19 protein-coding genes, 1 tRNA gene and 1 pseudogene are annotated in these 18,488 nt (G+C 44.7%); 6 read left to right on the forward strand and 15 right to left on the reverse strand.

All coding sequences use genetic code 11. The features are described from left to right. Positions 1–11 precede the first annotated feature (11 nt). The 8 genes from ACKKE8_RS16910 to ACKKE8_RS16945 all read right to left on the reverse strand — a co-directional run bounded on the left by ACKKE8_RS16910 (position 12) and on the right by ACKKE8_RS16945 (position 7,804). On the reverse strand, positions 12–350 hold the full coding sequence (locus ACKKE8_RS16910; protein ID WP_409174105.1) for a DUF4312 family protein: 339 nt from the start codon (positions 348–350) through the stop codon (positions 12–14). A 3-nt stretch (positions 351–353) separates the two neighbouring features. Next, positions 354–716, reverse strand: coding sequence for a glycine-rich SFCGS family protein (locus ACKKE8_RS16915; RefSeq protein ID WP_007727312.1), 363 nt, complete (start codon positions 714–716; stop codon positions 354–356). Between the two features lie 33 nt (positions 717–749). After that, positions 750–1,121 carry a hypothetical protein gene (locus ACKKE8_RS16920; RefSeq protein WP_409174106.1) on the reverse strand — a complete coding sequence of 124 codons (372 nt, stop codon included), beginning with the start codon at positions 1,119–1,121 and terminating at the stop codon, positions 750–752. Further along, the gene (locus ACKKE8_RS16925; RefSeq protein WP_409174107.1) at positions 1,112–2,257 is read right to left on the reverse strand and encodes an amidohydrolase/deacetylase family metallohydrolase; all 1,146 of its coding nucleotides are present in this window, start codon (positions 2,255–2,257) and stop codon (positions 1,112–1,114) included. The genes ACKKE8_RS16920 and ACKKE8_RS16925 overlap by 10 nt, the downstream gene beginning before the upstream one ends. Next, a complete protein-coding gene (locus ACKKE8_RS16930; RefSeq protein WP_409174108.1) occupies positions 2,217–4,187 on the reverse strand; it encodes a BglG family transcription antiterminator in 1,971 nt (656 codons plus the stop codon). Before ACKKE8_RS16930 ends, ACKKE8_RS16925 begins: the two co-directional genes overlap by 41 nt. A gap of 215 nt (positions 4,188–4,402) precedes the next feature. Beyond that, the gene (locus tag ACKKE8_RS16935; RefSeq protein ID WP_409174109.1) at positions 4,403–6,232 is read right to left on the reverse strand and encodes a UbiD family decarboxylase; all 1,830 of its coding nucleotides are present in this window, start codon (positions 6,230–6,232) and stop codon (positions 4,403–4,405) included. 73 nt (positions 6,233–6,305) lie between these two features. Then, entirely contained in the window at positions 6,306–7,007 is a 702-nt protein-coding gene (locus tag ACKKE8_RS16940; RefSeq protein WP_409174110.1) for a YjjG family noncanonical pyrimidine nucleotidase, read from the reverse strand. A gap of 152 nt (positions 7,008–7,159) precedes the next feature. Continuing rightward, entirely contained in the window at positions 7,160–7,804 is a 645-nt protein-coding gene (locus ACKKE8_RS16945; protein WP_409174111.1) for a hypothetical protein, read from the reverse strand. 118 nt (positions 7,805–7,922) lie between these two features. Between ACKKE8_RS16945 and ACKKE8_RS16950 the strand changes: the two genes are divergently transcribed. Continuing rightward, complete coding sequence (locus ACKKE8_RS16950) at positions 7,923–8,450, forward strand: isochorismatase family protein (protein ID WP_409174112.1); 528 nt, start codon at positions 7,923–7,925, stop codon at positions 8,448–8,450. Between the two features lie 118 nt (positions 8,451–8,568). Here ACKKE8_RS16950 and ACKKE8_RS16955 read toward each other — a convergent pair whose 3' ends face one another. From ACKKE8_RS16955 to ACKKE8_RS16970, 4 genes are all read right to left on the reverse strand, one after another. Further along, the gene (locus ACKKE8_RS16955) at positions 8,569–11,166 is read right to left on the reverse strand and encodes an ABC transporter permease (protein WP_409174113.1); all 2,598 of its coding nucleotides are present in this window, start codon (positions 11,164–11,166) and stop codon (positions 8,569–8,571) included. Further along, on the reverse strand, positions 11,163–11,846 hold the full coding sequence (locus ACKKE8_RS16960) for an ABC transporter ATP-binding protein (RefSeq protein ID WP_106780512.1): 684 nt from the start codon (positions 11,844–11,846) through the stop codon (positions 11,163–11,165). Before ACKKE8_RS16960 ends, ACKKE8_RS16955 begins: the two co-directional genes overlap by 4 nt. 85 nt (positions 11,847–11,931) lie before the next feature. Then, on the reverse strand, positions 11,932–12,933 hold the full coding sequence (locus tag ACKKE8_RS16965; protein ID WP_409174114.1) for a sensor histidine kinase: 1,002 nt from the start codon (positions 12,931–12,933) through the stop codon (positions 11,932–11,934). Further along, positions 12,926–13,612, reverse strand: coding sequence for a response regulator transcription factor (locus tag ACKKE8_RS16970; RefSeq protein ID WP_409174115.1), 687 nt, complete (start codon positions 13,610–13,612; stop codon positions 12,926–12,928). Before ACKKE8_RS16970 ends, ACKKE8_RS16965 begins: the two co-directional genes overlap by 8 nt. Positions 13,613–13,876: 264 nt before the next feature. Here ACKKE8_RS16970 and ACKKE8_RS16975 point away from each other — a divergent pair, with 264 nt between their 5' ends. Further along, positions 13,877–14,251: a DoxX family protein gene (locus ACKKE8_RS16975; RefSeq protein WP_409174116.1), complete on the forward strand. Its 375-nt coding sequence runs from the start codon at positions 13,877–13,879 to the stop codon at positions 14,249–14,251. A gap of 89 nt (positions 14,252–14,340) precedes the next feature. Here the strand turns inward: ACKKE8_RS16975 and ACKKE8_RS16980 are convergent, their stop codons facing one another. Beyond that, on the reverse strand, positions 14,341–14,454 hold the full coding sequence (locus ACKKE8_RS16980; RefSeq protein WP_409174117.1) for a hypothetical protein: 114 nt from the start codon (positions 14,452–14,454) through the stop codon (positions 14,341–14,343). 133 nt (positions 14,455–14,587) lie between these two features. Here ACKKE8_RS16980 and ACKKE8_RS16985 point away from each other — a divergent pair, with 133 nt between their 5' ends. The 4 genes and pseudogenes from ACKKE8_RS16985 to ACKKE8_RS17000 all read left to right on the forward strand — a co-directional run. Then, the gene (locus tag ACKKE8_RS16985; protein ID WP_409174118.1) at positions 14,588–14,794 is read left to right on the forward strand and encodes a CDGSH iron-sulfur domain-containing protein; all 207 of its coding nucleotides are present in this window, start codon (positions 14,588–14,590) and stop codon (positions 14,792–14,794) included. 274 nt (positions 14,795–15,068) lie between these two features. After that, on the forward strand, positions 15,069–16,052 hold the full coding sequence (locus ACKKE8_RS16990; protein WP_409174119.1) for a zinc-dependent alcohol dehydrogenase family protein: 984 nt from the start codon (positions 15,069–15,071) through the stop codon (positions 16,050–16,052). 101 nt (positions 16,053–16,153) lie between these two features. Beyond that, entirely contained in the window at positions 16,154–16,546 is a 393-nt protein-coding gene (locus tag ACKKE8_RS16995) for a YkvA family protein (protein WP_409174120.1), read from the forward strand. 104 nt (positions 16,547–16,650) lie between these two features. Beyond that, a pseudogene (locus ACKKE8_RS17000) lies at positions 16,651–16,974 on the forward strand (DUF3885 domain-containing protein); the annotation flags it as partial. Between the two features lie 10 nt (positions 16,975–16,984). Here ACKKE8_RS17000 and ACKKE8_RS17005 read toward each other — a convergent pair. Continuing rightward, positions 16,985–17,902 (reverse strand): aldo/keto reductase family oxidoreductase, encoded by a 918-nt coding sequence (locus ACKKE8_RS17005; protein WP_409174121.1) that lies wholly within the window; start codon positions 17,900–17,902, stop codon positions 16,985–16,987. A gap of 412 nt (positions 17,903–18,314) precedes the next feature. Then, positions 18,315–18,388 (reverse strand) — tRNA-Gly (locus ACKKE8_RS17010). Between the last annotated feature and the right edge of the window lie 100 nt (positions 18,389–18,488).

An 18,488-nucleotide genomic window follows, 5' to 3' on the forward strand; every position in this document is an offset into this window, starting at 1 on the left:
CCTGTCTGCTTCTATCGCTGACGAACCAACTGCCCTATACCCGCAGTCTGCTCGGTCTGCTGCTGAAATGTTATGTTTTCTACCTGGACCAGTCCCAGCCTCACTTGAATATCTACGGTGATGTCATACCGCGTCCGTTTGCGAGGGAAAAATAATCCAAAAAATCGCTCATGCTTCACTGATTCTGTCGCAGACACAATGGAAACTCCTACAGGTTCGATTCGCACGACCAAATCACTCGTCTGTCTCGCCACTACATGCTTGATTTGGGAAAAAATCTTGTTGAAGGCTGCTTCTTTCGTATCACCACTGCCAGATAATCGCAAGGTCTGCGTCGCCTCCATGTACATGGATTACTTCCCTCCCAGCTTGATGTATTCTTCCACCATGCGTCTACCCAGCTCTTCTGTATCCATGAAGCCAAAGCCAATCACTTTTTTGCCGCTACGCAAGGCAGTAATCCCAGCATCTACTGAGCGCAGGCCGTACTCCACCGGAAAACCATACTTGGTCTTGGCGGTCAGTGCCCCAGCCCCACCACTTCCGCAAAAAGACAGACCGAGATCTGCACTCTCACTAACCATGACATCTCCTACCTTCATATCAGCGCCAACACCTGGAATGACGATCGCGGTCCCGCCAGCAGCTTCGATTCCTTTTGCGATGTTCTGTCCTTTTCCGAGACGATCACCAATCACGATTTTTACCTTAGACATATACATACCCTCCTTTTATTCACAGCGATTGTTTTACGAAGGCCCCATCTGCATGGCACGGATGGCTTCAAAATGAACAGCTAATAGAAACGCTTCTGTATCATCTGCCTGCCACGCACTCTTTTCTTCCGAGAGGACTTTGTGCGAGAGCGTAACCATATCGGGATGAATTTCCGCGAATAACTCGGCTTCAATCACGGGCAGCTTTTCACCGTTTGCCATCCGTCGTACAAATGCCAGTACATGAGCTCCGATGGCCAGCCAGCGATCTCGCGGTATATGAATCTCCATGAGGCGAAACTCCCCCTCAATTTTTCGGAGAATCTGTTTGCATTCAGAAATTTCAGATAAATAATCCGGTTTTGTCTCAGCCAGTTCCTTGAGAATGTCATCAATCATTTGCATGTCAGTACCTTTCCCGAAGTAATCGCTTGATAAGCCACTACTCTTTCCTTTGTCTCCAACGTTTCTTGTTCACTGTCCGTCAAAATTGTCGGCTCTTTTTTCATCTGCAAAATGGATACGTCCGCGCATGCCCCTACTTTCAGCGTTCCAATCTCGTTTTCCAACCCGAGAATTCGTGCGGGCACAAGCGTACTCGCCGCAATCACATCGTCGAGCGAGTAGCCCATGGCGAGAAACTTCGTGAGTGTGTGCGTCAAGCTGTGCACAGGACCATCGATGTTTCGCCGGTGAACATCCGTGCTTATGACATGTGGCATAATACCTTGGGCCTTCGCATGACGCAGTGTTTGAAAACTGAAGCTCGCTTCACCGTGCCCGATGTCGAGTAAGACTCCCCGCTCCAACGCGTCTTGCGCCTCTGGAATCAACTCGCCTCGTTCGTCGAACATCCCTCCTTTTTTTCCGTGAAACGCATGTGTCACCACGTCTCCTCGGTCTAGTAAAGGCAAAATTTCCGTGAGTTTTGGCGGAGCGTTTCCGATGTGCACCATCATGGGTACGCCTGCTTCCCTCGCCGCTTCCTTGGCTACGAGCAAGGGATGGATCCCGTTCTGCTTGACGACAGAACCGCTCATGCGGGCTTTTATCCCTCGTAATATCGGTTGTTTACTAATGAGGGCTGCCGCTTCTTTCGGGGTTAACCGCGACATGTCCGCGAGCTCCCCGCCGCCTGTGCACAAGCCATCCCCCGAAATGTTCAGAAATGCCAGAACACGAGTAACAGCAGGATACACTGCTTCTTCAAGAAAAGCATCAAACGACCAAAGCCCGACACTGCCAGCATCTACTACGGTTGTCACTCCTTGCTCGACCCCGACCCGATCCGCGGCTACGCCCAAACTCGTCTTTGTCGGAAAAACGTGAGCGTGCAGATCGATCAGACCGGGTGTCACCACATATCCATCTGCATCGATCATCTCCTTGCTTTCCAGATTCATCCCTTGATCATCGGTTGTCTTCCCTTTTTCATACAACCCAACGATCCGCCCTTCCCGAATGGCAAGATCATAGTCCCCGTTCAGGTTCTGGGAAGGATCAATGACCCGTCCGTTGCGTATGAGTAGATCCACTTTCACTCTCTACCGTCCCCTTTCCTGAAAAATAGCGCATAATGGCCGTCACTTCGCTAGGCGGAACTTGAAGGTTTGCCTCAGCCATCAATTGGTTCAGCTTTTCACGCCATGCCTTCCATTCTCTCGATTCTGCCTCAGCCGACGATTTCCACTCCTCCTGATAGGGTGAGCCAAAAGCCAGTCGATTCACCATCAAAAGCAGGTGCAGCGTCAGTCCGCTTGCCGTTTGTTCCGTTACGTACTCCTGAAAAGCAGTCAAGATTTTTTGACTGATCTCATACCCTTTGCAGATGACATCCTGAGACAGTCTCTCCACCACCGGCAAATCTGACGGATTAAGATCAGCAGTCAGTGTGGGGAACCAAGCTTCCTTGCGAGCATTCACCGCCTGCTGTCGATTCCCCCCCTCCACTTGCAAAGCTTCCAGACAGTTCTGGATCTGATTGATATCTTGGCGTGTTGGAAGAGGACTGACAATCACAACAGGGACCTCGGCTTTGATCGGCAGGACACTGATGATGACATCCACGCGACGACTCGCCAAATACTTCTCTACCTCTGTGCTGGAACACAGGCCTACAACCCGCAGTGAACGCAATTCGCTTTCCAGATACGTTTTCAAAAACCGCGAAGTCCCTCTGCCTGTTCCGCAAACGACGAGCGCATCTGCCTTTTTCTGCTCCAGCCAGCGATCATAACCTGCTTGGAAATGGAGTACGAAGTAAGCAATGTCTGCATCGAGCCAATAGACCCCGCGATGCCAAAACACTTCTTCGCAAGAGCGTTTAACTGCATCAAACATACGTGCGTATGAACGGCGAATCTCCTCAGTCAGTGGATTCGCAAAAAGAACTCCCTGACGATAACGGTTCAAACTGTCATCCAAGTGAGCAAAAAGCAGCCTGACCAGCTCCTGATCCTCGTACAACGGTGCCAGCATCCGGCTGCTAACCGCTTCCGTCAGCTCCTTGGTTGCCTGGAAAACGTCCAAAACGATCCTACCAGCACGTGCTTCTCGTGGCACCTGTTCGGTCCCTAACAGCGGAAGGCATGCATACGCAATCTCGTGTTCGGGAATATCGACGTTCAACCGCTGACATAATGCTCGAACCTCGTGTGAAAACAGCTCGTACCCGCTCCAATGCCTCGCTTCTCCCATCTCGGCATCATCCGCAGTGACCAATTGGCCCCGTTGTACACGATGGACGACAATGCATAAGCGAATCAGTAAACTAATCAGCGCTCGGTCTGCCAGCGTCTCGGCAGCAGCATTCATCCATGCTTTGATGCTGTGAATGATCTCCCCTAACTCAGTCCGGCTGATCAGCCACTTCTCCAATAGCGGACCCGTTCTCGCTTCTTGTCCATTTTCTAAAAACATCCCCTGTACCATCCGATACATGTCGATTCCATCCAACAAATCGTGAATCAAGTTTTCGAGAGCATACCGTTTGTGCCGCTCACTCCCGTCCACACGTACACCGTACCTTTGCTTCGTGACGAGCTCGAGACGCCAGCCATCGAGCAGCTTTTCCGCGTCCTTCACATCTGCAACAACGGTATTGCGACTGACTCCCATATGGTCAGCCAAATCGTTCATCCGCTGATACCCTTCCGACAGCAGAAGAATGAACAAAAAATGCTTGACCCGATCCTTTTGCGGCAGAATGAGTGTCTTGCTGTCATCACTTTGCAAATTTTCTTTCAAAGCATTTCGATGCTCTTGTTCTTCCGTGATCCACAGCCCTTTATTCGGTTGAGAATGGAGGATGACATTTCGTTCCTTTAGCCATTGCCTGACGCTATCCAGATCGTACTTGACGGTGCGTTCGCTTACCTGAAAATCGCGCGCGACATCCTTGATCTTCAATGGATAGTAGCTGTCGAGTATCACCTTCAGTAATGCATGGGAACGTGTGGTTAAAAAGACCATTCCTTTCTCCTTTCCAAAAAAGCTGTGTCCTTGCTTGAGATTCATTATAGAAAACGCTTTCTTGATGGTAAAGAACGATTCCTTTCCCCATCGATCGTGCAATTTTTGCAATTCTCAGTTCGATTCGACATGAATGAAAAAGATGACCCTGATGAAAACAGGAAAAAAAGCCCGCAACGAAAGGTTACGGACCTCTACTTTTAGAAAGAGCTTACTTAAAGGATTCCTCCCAAGCTCGCACCTTTGACAAACAGTCGTTCGATATTTTTCTCGACAGTTGGATCTGGTACCAATGGCGGTGCTTGATGGGGCTTGGTACGTGCATCAATAATCAGATTATCGCAGCCCCAATGCTTGTTCTCGTAGTAGCTGTTCACACCGTAAATGTCGTGGGATGGATTACTGCGTGTGAAGGTTGCCCACAGGAAGTTTTGAAGAGACTCGCTCATGAATGTACTGTCATCACAAAGGATGATCATCGGGCAAGACGGGATCGGCCCTCTCGCTTGAATCGCGTCACACAGATTCTGTAATTGCTGCTGCGCGCTCGTGTAATCGGTAAAAGCAGGACCTTGGATCGACACCACACCTGGCATGATCAAGCGTACATTCTCAAACTCTCGCAAATCCTTCAGTTCATCCGGCACCTCTTTGCACAGCTCACGTTTTTGATCGCCGTAAGCAGCGAGGACAACCTTACTGCCGCTGTTTAAGCCCGTTCCCGAATAATCCAGCGTATCAATAGTCGTGTTCGTATAAAAATGAACATCGCGATGCAGATCGATTCTCTCCAAAATATAGGTCATAAAATCAACTTCATCATGCGTCGTCAATGGTCGATTTTCTTCTGCGGTAATGAATAAATACTTGGCTAAGCTCAATTGGCCAGTCCCTAAAATGCGGTTGGCAATGGTGAGCATCTCCGTCGGCTGTTTGACCTGCTGATAAGGCGTATATCGCTCGCTTCCGATGGCAAACAGCAGCGGATGCACACCGGCAGCATCTACAGCATGGACTTCTTTTACACCTGGGATTTCTTGCTTGATCGCATCGCCCGTTAACTCGTGAATCAGTTGACCGAATGACGTATCTTCTTGTGGCGGACGGCCCACAACAGTGAATGGCCAGATCGCATCCGGCTTGGCGTACACTTTCTTTACCTTCATCACAGGGAATGGATGGATCAGACTGTAATAGCCGAGATGATCACCAAATGGTCCTTCTGGTTTCGTATCTCCCGGATAAATATCTCCTGTGATGACAAAATCCGCATCATTACTTATGCAGTAACCATCGATATAGCTGTAGTGAAAACGACGCCCAGAAAGCAAGCCAGCAAAAGTAATTTCGCTCAAGCCTTCTGGCAACGGCATAACAGCCGATAAAGTATGTGCAGGCGGCCCGCCAACGAAACAACTTACTTTCAGCGGCATCCCCATTTGAGTCGCTTTGGCTTGGTGGACACCGATTCCACGATGGATTTGATAATGCAAGCCAATTTCTTTGTTTACTTCATACTCATTACCAGTCAACTGCACTCGGTACATACCCAAATTGGAATTCATGATTCCAGGCTTGTCCGGATCTTCCGAATAGATTTGGGGTAGCGTGACAAAAGCTCCGCCATCCATCGGCCAGCTTTGGATAAGTGGCAGGTCTGTTATGCTGATTTCCTGTGCAGTTACTGGCATACTAGTCGATTTTTTGGCAGGCAAAGCTTTTAGAGCAGCAAAGCCGTTCTCGATATTTTTAAATGGCTGCTTCAGTGCTTTCATCGGATCATTGCGCATAGCGATTATATTTTCAGCGGCTTGCCAGGTGCTTCTGAAAATAAATTTGCTGCGCTCGATTGTGCCAAAAAGATTGGATACCGCGCGAAATTTTGAGCCTTTGACATTTTCAAACAGCAAGGCTGGCCCGCCAGCTTCGTACACCTTCAAGTGAATCGCGGCCATTTCCAGATAGGGATCTACTTCTTCGCGAATACGGACCAAATGTCCGTGCCTTTCCAAGTCAAGGATGCACTCCTCTAAATTCTGATACATATCTATAGGGCTCCAATCACTAGATTCTAGATTTACCTGTAGATCAATACCTTCTAATCATACAGGAAAGATCCTACAAATTCACGTTACCCTTCTGCACAATTTCTTGAAGCTCGCTCAGTTCTCTGATTTCGTACGTTGGCTGAATGCTCGTCTGATTTTCCTTGCCCAAAGGATTGAACCAGCACGTATCGATCCCGTAATGGGCTCCCCCCTGTATATCAGAGGTCAACGAATCTCCCACCATTAATACGTTCGCCTTGTCCGTCCATTGCAGTTTGGAAAACGCGTAGTCAAAAATTTCCCGATCCGGCTTCTTATAGCCGACCTCTTCGGAAATAATCAGGTGCTCAAAAGAGTTGCAAAGCGGTGAAGCGGCAATTCTTGCCGTTTGCACAGAGGCGAACCCATTGGTAATGATCACCAAGCGGCAATCCTTCAAACTGTTGCACAATTCAACCGCTCCCGGGACCAAATGCACTTCTTTGCCCAAAGATTCGAGATAGGCGCTGCCGAACGCCTCTGCATCGACGTCTAGCTGAACAGCTTTGAAAAGTTTTCGAAATCTCTCTACGCCCAACTCTGCTAGAGTGATCCTCCCCTTTTCTAAATCCTCCCACAATCCTATACTGATCTCTTTGTAAGTCCCTCGATAATCAGACGATCCCGTAGCGAATCCAAACTGGGAAAACGTCTTTTGCAAAGCATTTTCTTCTGTCGTTTTGAAGTCAAGAAGTGTATCATCTACATCGAATAGTATGACTTGATAGCGCATAGCAACCTCCAGAAATCTTTACTGATCAAGTATTCGTACAAAACTAACACCTTTCTATCATATCAAAAACAGAAGGCCAAACTGCATACAAAAAGCCTCGAACTGTATCATTCGAGGCCATCGCGCTATACGAGAATTCATTTTACCCTAGCTTAATTCGCACTTTTTCCTACATAGCTCCCTGAAATGATGATCGAATTCGTATATCCGCCACTTACATTATCGAAACCTGAGAGTAAGGTTGGAACCCCCACAAATACAACCGTATCATCCTCATAGACATCTAATGCACCGAGGTAAACAATTTGGTAGCTATCCTCTTCGTCATTGACGACATGCAAGACTGAAATGGTTCCAATTTCCGGTATTTCTTCCTCTTCGATGCTTATCACCGTTCCTTTATCTTGAATCATCGAGGCATGATACTTGGAAATATTTTTATTCATATGTTTCGGTTGCACATTTTGATCGACTAATTGCTGGGCTTCCTTCACTTTCTCCCCAGTTGCCGGGAACAGATGAGCATGCTTTGCCAAAAACGCTTTGGATTCCGGTGGAAATTCTTCTCCAGCTTCAAAGCCATTCACTTCATGTAAGGCGAGTACAGCCATCGAGAGGTACGTAGCGACATTATTATTTTCTGATTCCGCAACTACCTCTTTACCTTCATGAGTGGAAGAAGAGCCTTGTGTGGCTAAATTGGAAAACACGGATGAAGTACTTGAAGGGGTTGAACCACATCCCGTAACGAAAATGAATGCGACAAGTATGAATGCATAAGAAAAAGGAACTCTCATTAAACTCAACCTTTCCTAATATTACCTTCCCTTCATTATCTCATGGTTTTTACCTAGCAGGAAGTACACTCCTTCTTTCCGAATCATTTCTACAACATGGTAAAAGGAAGGTGAAGCAATGAACGCACTCTTAGTCATTGATGTGCAAAATGGAATTGTGAATTCCGGGGATTACAAAGAGGAACTTTTTTTGATAGAACAGGTAATCAAAGATTTTAAAGAGAGCAATCGTCCTGTCATTTTTATCAGACATATTGATGATGCAGAAGAAAGTCCACTGAATAGAAGTTCTATCGGTTCTGAAATACACCTTTCATTAAAAGACTATTCTGACTACTCGATCGATAAGCATACCCCTAGCTCCTTCTTTCAAACAGAACTCACACAGACTTTAGAGAAGTTGGGGGTCGATCATCTTTTTATGATCGGTTTTGAGACGGAATTTTGTTGTATGTTTACGGCAATCGCTGCCTATGATCGAGGATATAAAGTGACGTTTATTAAGGACGCGACTGGAACAACCAATACGGCCGAATCATACGGCATGCAAGGGTTAGACATTAAACAGTTTGTAGGAACCGTTCTCCGTTGGTCGAGTGTCATTGAAGTAGTAGACTACGCCGAGTACGCTGAAAAATACAAGTGATGTGAGCAGGTCGTACCTGTTATCCGAGGACTCGCCATCGATTTCCCATTGTGGATTGGATGGCGAGTTTTTCAATACCTTTGCTTATCTAGACCGTTCCAAAAAATTACCCTCTACATTAGATATTTTCGTTCTTCAGCGATTCAACGATATTCTGTTCTTTATGTTTTCTAGTCGCATAGAGGATGGATGTACCCACAATAAAAAACACACCTATCCCTGCAATGAAAAGATCCGCCCAAGGCAACGAAAAAGCAAATGCAAAATTACGGCTAAGACTCTTGTAGATGAAAAACATCACGCATAAACTAATTGGTAAACCGTAAATAAGCGACTTCATTCCATAAAAAAATCCTTCGAAGCGTAGCATTTTCTTCATGCCCTTTGGCGTCATGCCAATGGAAGCCAACATCGCAAACTCACGTTTTCTCAAGGCCATCCCTGTCGAAATCGTGTTGATAATATTTGCCATACAAATGAGTCCGATGAGAACCACAAATCCATAAAGGAATACAGATGTGACTGTGGCGCGATTCATTGCATCCTGACGCTCCTCAATCAGATTGGTCGTATAGACATGTACATCTGGATATTTGTTCATAATCGGGTTTATTTCATTTTCCAATGCCGCAGACTGCTCTGTTGTAAATTGAACCTCACTGAAAATTTGCTCAGACAACTCATCGTTACCTAGTTCTCGTAGCTTGTTAAAGACTCGTTCAGAAACAACAAGTGTCACCGTAAAAGCATCTTCCTGATAGCGTAGCATAAAAGGTGGACGTTTATCTGTGATAGAAGCAATTCGGATTTTAGCCCCTTCAACCTTCGTGAAAGGTATTTCTGATCCCTCTTGGACGGTTAGTTGAGAGATATCTGTAAAATGATGTTGTTCTTTCAAGGTGAACCGATTGACAAGTATTGCAGAAATCTCGTCACCTTTCCATTTCTTTGCATCAATCCCCGCGGATTGCAGGTACGCTGCAAAAGAGGCCTCATCAAGAGAAACAATGTTTGCAGTCATGAAGTATTTCCCTTCTGGATCAAGGGTATGGCGACTGGAGATGTCTGTGGTAACCTCGTTTTCGTTGAGGAATAGATCATTAAAAAGAAGTTGGGTCTTCACTTTTGTTGTTGCGTTTTGGACAGACATCAATTCATTTGTTAATGACCTTACCCTTTCCAGATCGGCTCCCCTTGCGGAAACTGACAGATCGTATGGTAGCGGTGCTTGTGCCATATTATAGGACTTATCCATATACAACGAAAAGGAAGAAGCTGCCAGGTACAAGATTACACTGATCGCAAGCGAAAAGACAGTTGAGCGATAGTGATGTTTATTCCTTTTCAGATTTTTTAATCCTAGTTCCGCTTCAAATCCAAACAACTTCCGGGTCATTTTAGATGTACGAACATCTTTTCCTTTTACTTCGATATCCTTTGTCTGGCGGATCGCAGTTATCGGTGTAATTCCCGATGCCCTCACTGCTGGAAACCAAGCAGAAATGAACAGTGTCAAAATGGAAAACAAAATGACAGCAATCATACTAAACGGCTCTATCACCAATCGCATCGGTTCACTAACGACAAACATTTTTTGAATGAATGGGCTGAGCAAATGGAGAGTAACACCAATGCCAATGGACCCAAAAAACAACCCAACTGGAATAGCTATGACCCCGATCACAGCAGCTTCAAAAAATACAGAAGCCCTTTTTTGCTGTTTGGTTGCCCCTATGCTAGATAACATTCCTAAAGTGCGACTACGCTCTGAAAGTGAGATCGCAAACGCGTTGTAGATTAGTGAGACAGATCCAATCAGAATGATACTTCCAACGGATAAGACTGCCAGATACATGGTGTTAAGAAAGTGGGAATCATTCGAAATCCCGGAATAAAGCAAAAGATCCCGGTTGTACTTGACTTTTACTCCGTTCGATTTAACTTGATCCTTTACTCCGCTCACCTTACTAGCAATCGTGTTACTCGTTTCATAAATGTTATTTCCTAAACCTTTAAAATCCTTATATTCAACACTTACCGTGTAGGGAAAACCCTCTTCTAAATCCCCCTCGGAAAGACCACTAAATGCACGGTATGCAGCCATTGCTTCCTGCTCTTTAGCTGGTGCTTGAACAATCCCGGTAATGGTGTATGTTTTTGTCTTTGTAGGCGTAAAGACTTCCTTGGATTGATAGACATAATCGGTGCCCAACGTCTCGCTCTTACCGTCTATATTCAAGCTACGGTTACCAAAATCTAATGTGACTACATCTCCAACCTTCCAGCTTACTCCGGCGGTTTGAAGAAACTGCGATGAAAGTGCCAGTTCATTTTCATTCTGAGGCAAACGCCCATCAACTAAGCTCACCCCTATTACATCATGATTACTGTGTCCAGTAATATACAAATAAGGCTTCACGCTGTTTGGAGAGGTAGAAAGTCGTGCATATCCGAGTTTCTGGTCAATGTCGTATCTTTCAATTGCTTCTGTATCTGTAATAACCGCAACATCTTCTCCTGCAACATCGAGAAAAGCTGCCTGCCATTTACCAGAGTAGGCAATCGTGTTTCTCTGCATCATATCCATGAAAGAACTACTAATCGAAAATACTGCTGTAAGCATTGCGACAGAAATGACAACTCCTATAAGTGTAACAAGGGTACGGCTTTTATTCTTTTTCATATAACGTAAAGTGAGCTGATTCACGATATTCATCGCCGGATCACCTCATCTCTAGAAATCCTGCCATCCTGTATGCCAATAATACGGTCCGCTTGCAAGGCAATGTTTTCGTCATGTGTAATAACAATCAGGGTTTGATGCCGTTCTTTATGTAATTTTTTCAAGAGCTTCACAATCTCAGCACTGTTTTTGCTGTCTAGATTTCCTGTAGGCTCGTCAGCCAATACAATGGCGGGACTGCTAATCAAGGCACGGCCAATGGACGCACGCTGCTGCTGTCCTCCAGAAAGCTGGTTTGGCAGATGCTTTAATCGCTGTTGAAGACCTAGAGTCTCTACGATACCGGAGAAGATATCTTGATTTACTTCTCTACCGTCCAATAGCAATGGCAAGGTAATATTTTCCTCTACAGTAAGGACAGGGATCAGATTGTAGAATTGATAGATAAGTCCAATCTGTCTGCGTCTGAAGATGGCCAGTGCCGTTTCATCCATCGCGTACATATCAGTTTGGTCAACGATCACTTTACCGGATGTGGGCGTATCAACGCCCCCCAGAATATGCAAAAGGGTAGACTTACCTGAACCAGAAGGTCCAATGATCGCCACAAACTCCCCTTTTTGTACGGAAAATGAGATATCGTTCAGTGCAGTAACAGCTGTTTCTCCATCACCATACGTCTTTGACAGGTTCTCTACTCGCAAAATCTCCATCATGAGCCTCCTAGATCAGTTATTACGTTTAGAATAGCTGCCAAACATGTCTCGTCGGTGACATTCATTCTTACAATTTTGTCATCTACATCATTTGCTTGTAAAATTTGATTTTGAATGTTGTGCCTACACCAATCTGACTTTCCATAAACACATCGGCGTTTTGACTTTGCAAGATTGTTTTAGACATGGCTAGCCCTATTCCAATACTATCCGCTCCCGCATTCTTCCCTTTGTAAAATCGTTCAAAAATGTGTGGAGCATCTTCCGGACTAATCCCCTCGCCACTGTCGGCAATGACAATTTGTGTATACAATGGTGTTTCCTCACACGAAATAGCAATATGTCCCCCAACCGGCGTATGCTCTATCCCGTTTTTAATTACGTTCAAAATGGCTTCTACCGTCCAGTTTTCATCTCCATACACGAAAAGGTCTTCTTTACAGGAAAAAGAAAGCTCCTGATTTTTTAATTCCATGGGGACAAGGAGTGGTTCTAATGCCTTGTTTATCATTTTTTTGACAGATACCAATTCCTTCTTGAAAATAACGCTCTGCACATCGATTTTGGACAGCTTGAGCAATGAGGTCACGAGCCATTCAATACGCTTCAACTGATTGATAATCTTGCCCAAGAACTCCTCCCTCTTTTCTTTTGGTAGACTAGGGTTGTTTAACAAATCAGCCATGACAAACATGGAGGCAAGTGGCGTTTTTAGTTGATGCGAGATGTTCGAAAGCGTTTCTGCCAAGTATTGTTTGTCCTTTTTCAGAAGAGTAGACTGCTCGGACAACGTTAATGTGACTTTATAAATATCATTTTTCAGAATGCTCAATTCACCTTCAACGTTATCCCTGATATCCATCGTGGGTTGGCCTGAATATACAGAAGCCAAATAATAAGCGAGCTTGCTGATATCTAGATAACGTTTGCGGGTAAACAGGAAAAAACATAAAAAGAGCAGAAATACCATGGCAGCAGCCACAATCCCGGCTTTCCAATCGATTATCCAAAGAATAGTAATCCCAATGATGGAAATAACCACGCTATACATACATAACTTCCGGATTTCTTTGTTTTTAAGCATGGCTTCCACTCATTCGATAGCCAAGTCCGCGTACGGTTTCTATCACTTTGGGATTCTGGCTATCATCCTCCACCTTTTCTCGAAGCCGCTTAATGTAGACCGAAAGGGTATTGTCATTGATAAAGTTACCATCTAAATCCCAAATGCCCTCTAACAACTGATTTCTGGACAGAACTTGCCCTCTACTATTTATGAATGCCAACAGTAAACGGTATTCTAAAGCCGTCAGCATCACTTCCTCGGTTCCTTTGTACACTTTAGCCAGTTTTGTATGTACGACAACATTTCCAATCTTCACTTTGTCAGTCAGGTTAGGTTCTTTTTGGTAGTGCCTAAGGGATGACTTCATTCGGCTAATCAGCTCCCGGATACGAAACGGCTTTGTGATATAGTCGTCTGCTCCCATATCTAAGCCCCGAACCACATTAATTTCATCATCACACGCCGTCAAGAAGATGACAGGTGCATCCTGATTTTCTTTTACATATTCGCAAATCTCATAGCCATTACCATCTGGCAAAGTCAGATCGAGTAAATATATATCAAAACGTTGCTCTTTGATTGTTTCGAGTGCAGTTTGTTTTCCTTCGCAAAGAACTACTTCATAGCCCTCACTGGAAAGCGAATAGTGCAAACCCTCTGCAATGGTCTTATCATCTTCTACTACTAAAACCTTCAATGTTAATCCTCCCCACTATCATAAATTGTTTTCTCTTGTTCTCCCATCCGTTCATTATTGCCGATATTTTTAAATTACAAGATTGTTATTCGTTCAATTTACTTAATTGGCAAGATACTTTGCAAGTTTGGATAAGGTGGACAACTATAAGTCAAACAGATACACGATCCTTTACAGATCATTCAGTCTTTGCAATATGACAAAAGATGTCATATTGGGCGATTTATACTGAATCCATCAACGAAACGATTGGAGGATTTCAGTATGATAAGTCTACGTAATTTCGCAAAATGGGTATTGATCGTAGGGTTGTGCTTGATGTTCCTTTCATCTGGTATTTACAAGCTGATTGGACATTCAGAGACAACACTCGCTTTCCAAGCATTCGGGTTTCCCCATTGGTTCCAAGTTGTGATCGGTTTAGGCGAAGTGCTCGGCGGATTGGGCTTACTGATGAAAAAGTATACGCGTTACGCCGCCTATACGCTCGCAGTCATTATGCTTGGTGCTACAATCACTCTTCTTTTACACGGTGACACGACTACTGTAGCGATTCCGTTTGTCATACTCCTCGTTTTCTTGCTGATCGGTCGCCAAAGTGGAATCAAAAAACAGCCGAATAATGCTACGCCGATTTAACCTTTTGGCTTGAAAAAAAGACCACCAGTTCCCACCCGTAACCAGGTGAGGATCTGACGGCCTCCCGCTTTTTCTTCAAGCTCATTCGTTTACAAATGCTTTTTTATGAAGTGTAAGAGGGTCTGACCTTGTGGGGTAAGAATCGCTCCCTTGCCTTTGCATTCCCAGCAGGATTGCTCTAAGTCATCCATCGAAATCGTCATGAGACAAAACCCTTTCCCTGCTAAAAATAACCGTACCTTGTCCTGATTTTAACACGAATAAGCAATTATTTACCACATACCCTTCTGCTTGAAATCATAGTAGGTAAAGATAGTAAAAAAGGAGGGATGACATGTGGATCAAGAAAAAGTAACCATTAAGATTAACGACAATGGATCAATTCGTGTTACCGGTACAGTTGAATTGCTGGATGGAGCAGGTGACAAGTATGAAGTCGGTTCATCTTTTTCACTCTGTAGATGCGGTCAATCCGAGAAGAAACCGTTCTGTGATGGCACGCATAAAAAAGTAGGCTTTGAAAGTGCACCACGGGCAAAATGATTTGAAAGAGCGCAGATGCGCTCTTTTTTTACTTATCGATCGCTTATTATGTAAAATTGTTTCCCATTTGAAATATTGGTATAATTTTGAAGGGTATTGTTGGAAAGGTTTTGATTACATGCTGTACTTCGTATGAAGAGCCATATGCCAAATTCTCGTTTTGATTGACGGCGTTTATTTTTTATACCTAAAATAATGACATTCCGATCCATACGCAATGACGAAGAACGATCCTTCGTTCGGTTATGGCTGACATAGTTAGGAGTGCACAACCATGTATGCACAAACAGTACGTTACGATCAATTTGGCGAACCCCATGAAGTATTGAAGGTTGAACAGCGGCTGATTGAACCTCTGAAGCAAGATGAAATTTTGGTGAAAATGAGCGCACGTCCCATTAATCCTTCTGACGTCATTCCGATTCGTGGTGCTTACAAGCATCGCATCAACCTTCCCGCCATTCCTGGGTATGAGGGCGTTGGTACCGTTATGGATACAGGACCTTTTGCTCCTCGCTCTCTTATCGGTAAACGTGTTCTGCCTTTGCGCGGTGAAGGTACGTTGCAAGAATACGTAAAAACGACAGCCGAGCTAGCCATTGCGGTTCCCGATTCGATCCAAGATGATATAGCCTGTCGGTTGTACATCAACCCCATCACTGCGTGGGTCATCTGCAATGAGACCCTTCAACTGTCTCCTCATCAGGTTTTGATAGTCAATGCAGCCAACTCAGCCATTGGGCGCTTGTTTATTCAGTTATCCACTCTTTTCGGTTTTAGGGTGATCGCCATCGTCCGAAACGCAAGGTATACCGAGGAATTGATGCAACTTGGGGCGTGGCAAGTCATCGACAGTTCATGTGTGTCTATTTATGATGCCATCATGAGTGTAACGAACGGACAAGGTGCTCATGCGTCTATTGATTCCATTGGCGGTCCAGACGGTTTAGAGCTGGCGAAGTCTACACGTGCCGGCGGGATTTTCTTGTCGTTAGGTCTTTTATCGGGAGTTCAAGTGGATTGGTCGATCATCTCGAAAGAGCTTGGCGTTCTCCCTCAACTGTTTTTATTGCGCCACTGGAATCAACGAGTTTCCGTGTCTACCTGGCACGAAACGTTTGAGAAAGTCATCGAACTCGTTCAGAATGGGAAGCTCCTTCTAGCAGAGCCTGGAGAGAAATTTGCTTTGCATGATGTTAAAGAAGCCGTGCAATTTGCGGAGAACCGTCAGCGTACGGGGAAAATCATCTTGGTGTAATTGCTTGGAAGACTTTTATGTACAAGTGGTATAAATAACACCGAAGCCAAAAATGAGCGTTTTCCCGCCCTTTTTGGCTTCGACGAAACATAGGGGGGTCTATGGCTAAACATGAAAAGAGGTTTCTTAAAAATTATGAATCAAAAGCCTCTGAGTATCTGAACGATAAAGAAAAAGCATCTAATCTCCTAAAAAAAGCAATGAAAAAAGCAGACAAAAAGGCGATCGGAGATGTTTGGGAGAAGTTACAGCTACTCTTCAGTATTTTCGGTGATTGGACGAGTGGAAAATATCGAACAATCCCTGTTAAATCCATCTTGATGATTATTGGCGGGATTCTGTACTTTGTTTCACCGGTAGACGCCATTACAGATTTTATTCCTGTTGCTGGTTTACTAGATGACGCGACAATCATTGGATTGGTGTTTCGTCAAGTGAGCAGCGACCTTACTCAGTACAAAGAGTGGAAGCAAAAAGAGTTTTTGCAGGAATAGGAAGGTGCTTTGATGACGTTACACGAGTATTTACATCATACATTTCCAACGTTACTGCTTAGACCACCTTTGTTTTATAACTGGGATATTGGAAGCTTAGGTAAAATACCATTCCTTATGTTTTTCCAGAAGACGATGAGAATGGCGCCTATCGAACGCATCGGTTCTTCTTGAAGTGTAAGACATCGGACTTTGCATATGTTCCAATGGTAAAAGCAATCTGCCGTCAGGATATGGAATTAAAACCACGTATTTTTCATCGGGTTTACTTTATCAATACGAGCAAACATACCCTCTTTCACATCTATGACGATCGAGGCTGTGATTTAGTAGCCACTTCTCCTGAAACAATCAGAAGGATATATGACAGCTATCCTCATTGGATATTAGACTATGACAGAGCCAAGATTGATCAGGTATTTTTGTAAATGGAATCAGTTAAGGTAACACATTTCCGGCAGAGCGATAGATGTCATACCACTCTTCTCGCGTCAAGCGAATATGAGTTGCTTTCACGCACTCTTTCATTCGGTCGATATTCGTTGTGCCAATGACAGGTTGCATGTTCGCCGGGTGTCGTAATAGCCAAGCGATGGCGATTGTCGTGTTGGATACTTCATATCTAGCTGCAATTTCATCGATTTTTTTGTTCAACTCAGGAAATTTCTCGTTCCCAAGGAAAGATCCTTCGAAAAATCCATGCTGGAACGGCGACCAAGGCTGAATCGTAATATCATGCAACCTGCAGAAGTCGAGTACACTGCCATCGCGGTTCACAGCCGAGTTGTTCTCCATATTGACGTTGAAGCCTTGCGAAATCATCGACGCGTTCATAATGCTGAGCTGCAGCTGGTTAGCGACGATTGGTTGCTTCACATATTTGTGTAACAGCTGGATTTGCATCGGATTTTGATTGGAGACGCCAAAGTGACGGACTTTACCCGCGTTTTCCAGAAGATCGAACGCTTCCGCTACTTCTTCTGGCTCGACAAGCGTGTCTGGACGGTGCAGCAGCAATACATCCAAATATTCAGTTTTTAGGCGTTTTAGAATGCCATCCACAGCATTCAAAATATGCTCTTTGGAAAAGTCGAACATGCCAGGCCGAATGCCACATTTCGATTGCAAAAGGATACGCTCGCGAACGCTAGGGCTCATCTGAATCGCTTCCGCAAATATTTCTTCACATTTGCCCTTTCCATAAATATCTGCATGGTCGAAGAAGTTCGCCCCTTCTTCAAGCGCCGTTTGTACGAAGCGCTCCGCTTGCAGCTTGTCTAGTGACCCAATCCTCATGCACCCAATTGCGATGACTGGTACTTCTAACTTGCTCGTGCCGAGTGGTATGGTTCTCATGTCAAACCTCCGATTCCGTTTTTTTATTTTGTCATTTCGAAACAATCGCTTCCATACGGTGGCAAATGTTTGTTCTGTAACCCCCTACTGGTACCATAAAGAAAAGGACGGCGATCCATGTTGAAATGGAGCTACAGGCAAAGAAAGCCGGGCTTGTTAAAGCGGATGATCATGAGAGCTCATTGGTTTATTCAACTCACAAGACTGAGAATCCTGCGGGAATGGAAATCGGGATGGATAAGAAATCCAAAGAAGTATGTGACCAAAAAATTAAACGATACGTTTAGAAAAATGTACAAGTAAAAAGTCCTTCCCCAATTACCATGGAAGGACTCTTTGTTTGGTGTAACTTCCCTGTACACCCGTGATACTTCTATTTTCGATAGTAATATTTCGCCCATTCGTTTTCGTATGGAGCGGGTGATGGGAATCGAACCCACGCCGCAGGCTTGGGAAGCCGGAGTTCTACCATTGAACTACACCCGCATGATGTTACCGCATTCCACCGCATTCCACCCCAACTTCTTCCAATTATATAACTGTCTGAATTGTTTGTCTAGTGTCTCCGATCGAATGGAGCCGTGCC

The sequence above is a fragment of the Brevibacillus fortis genome, from assembly GCF_046196545.1.
Taxonomy (GTDB): Bacteria; Bacillota; Bacilli; order Brevibacillales; family Brevibacillaceae; genus Brevibacillus; species Brevibacillus fortis_A.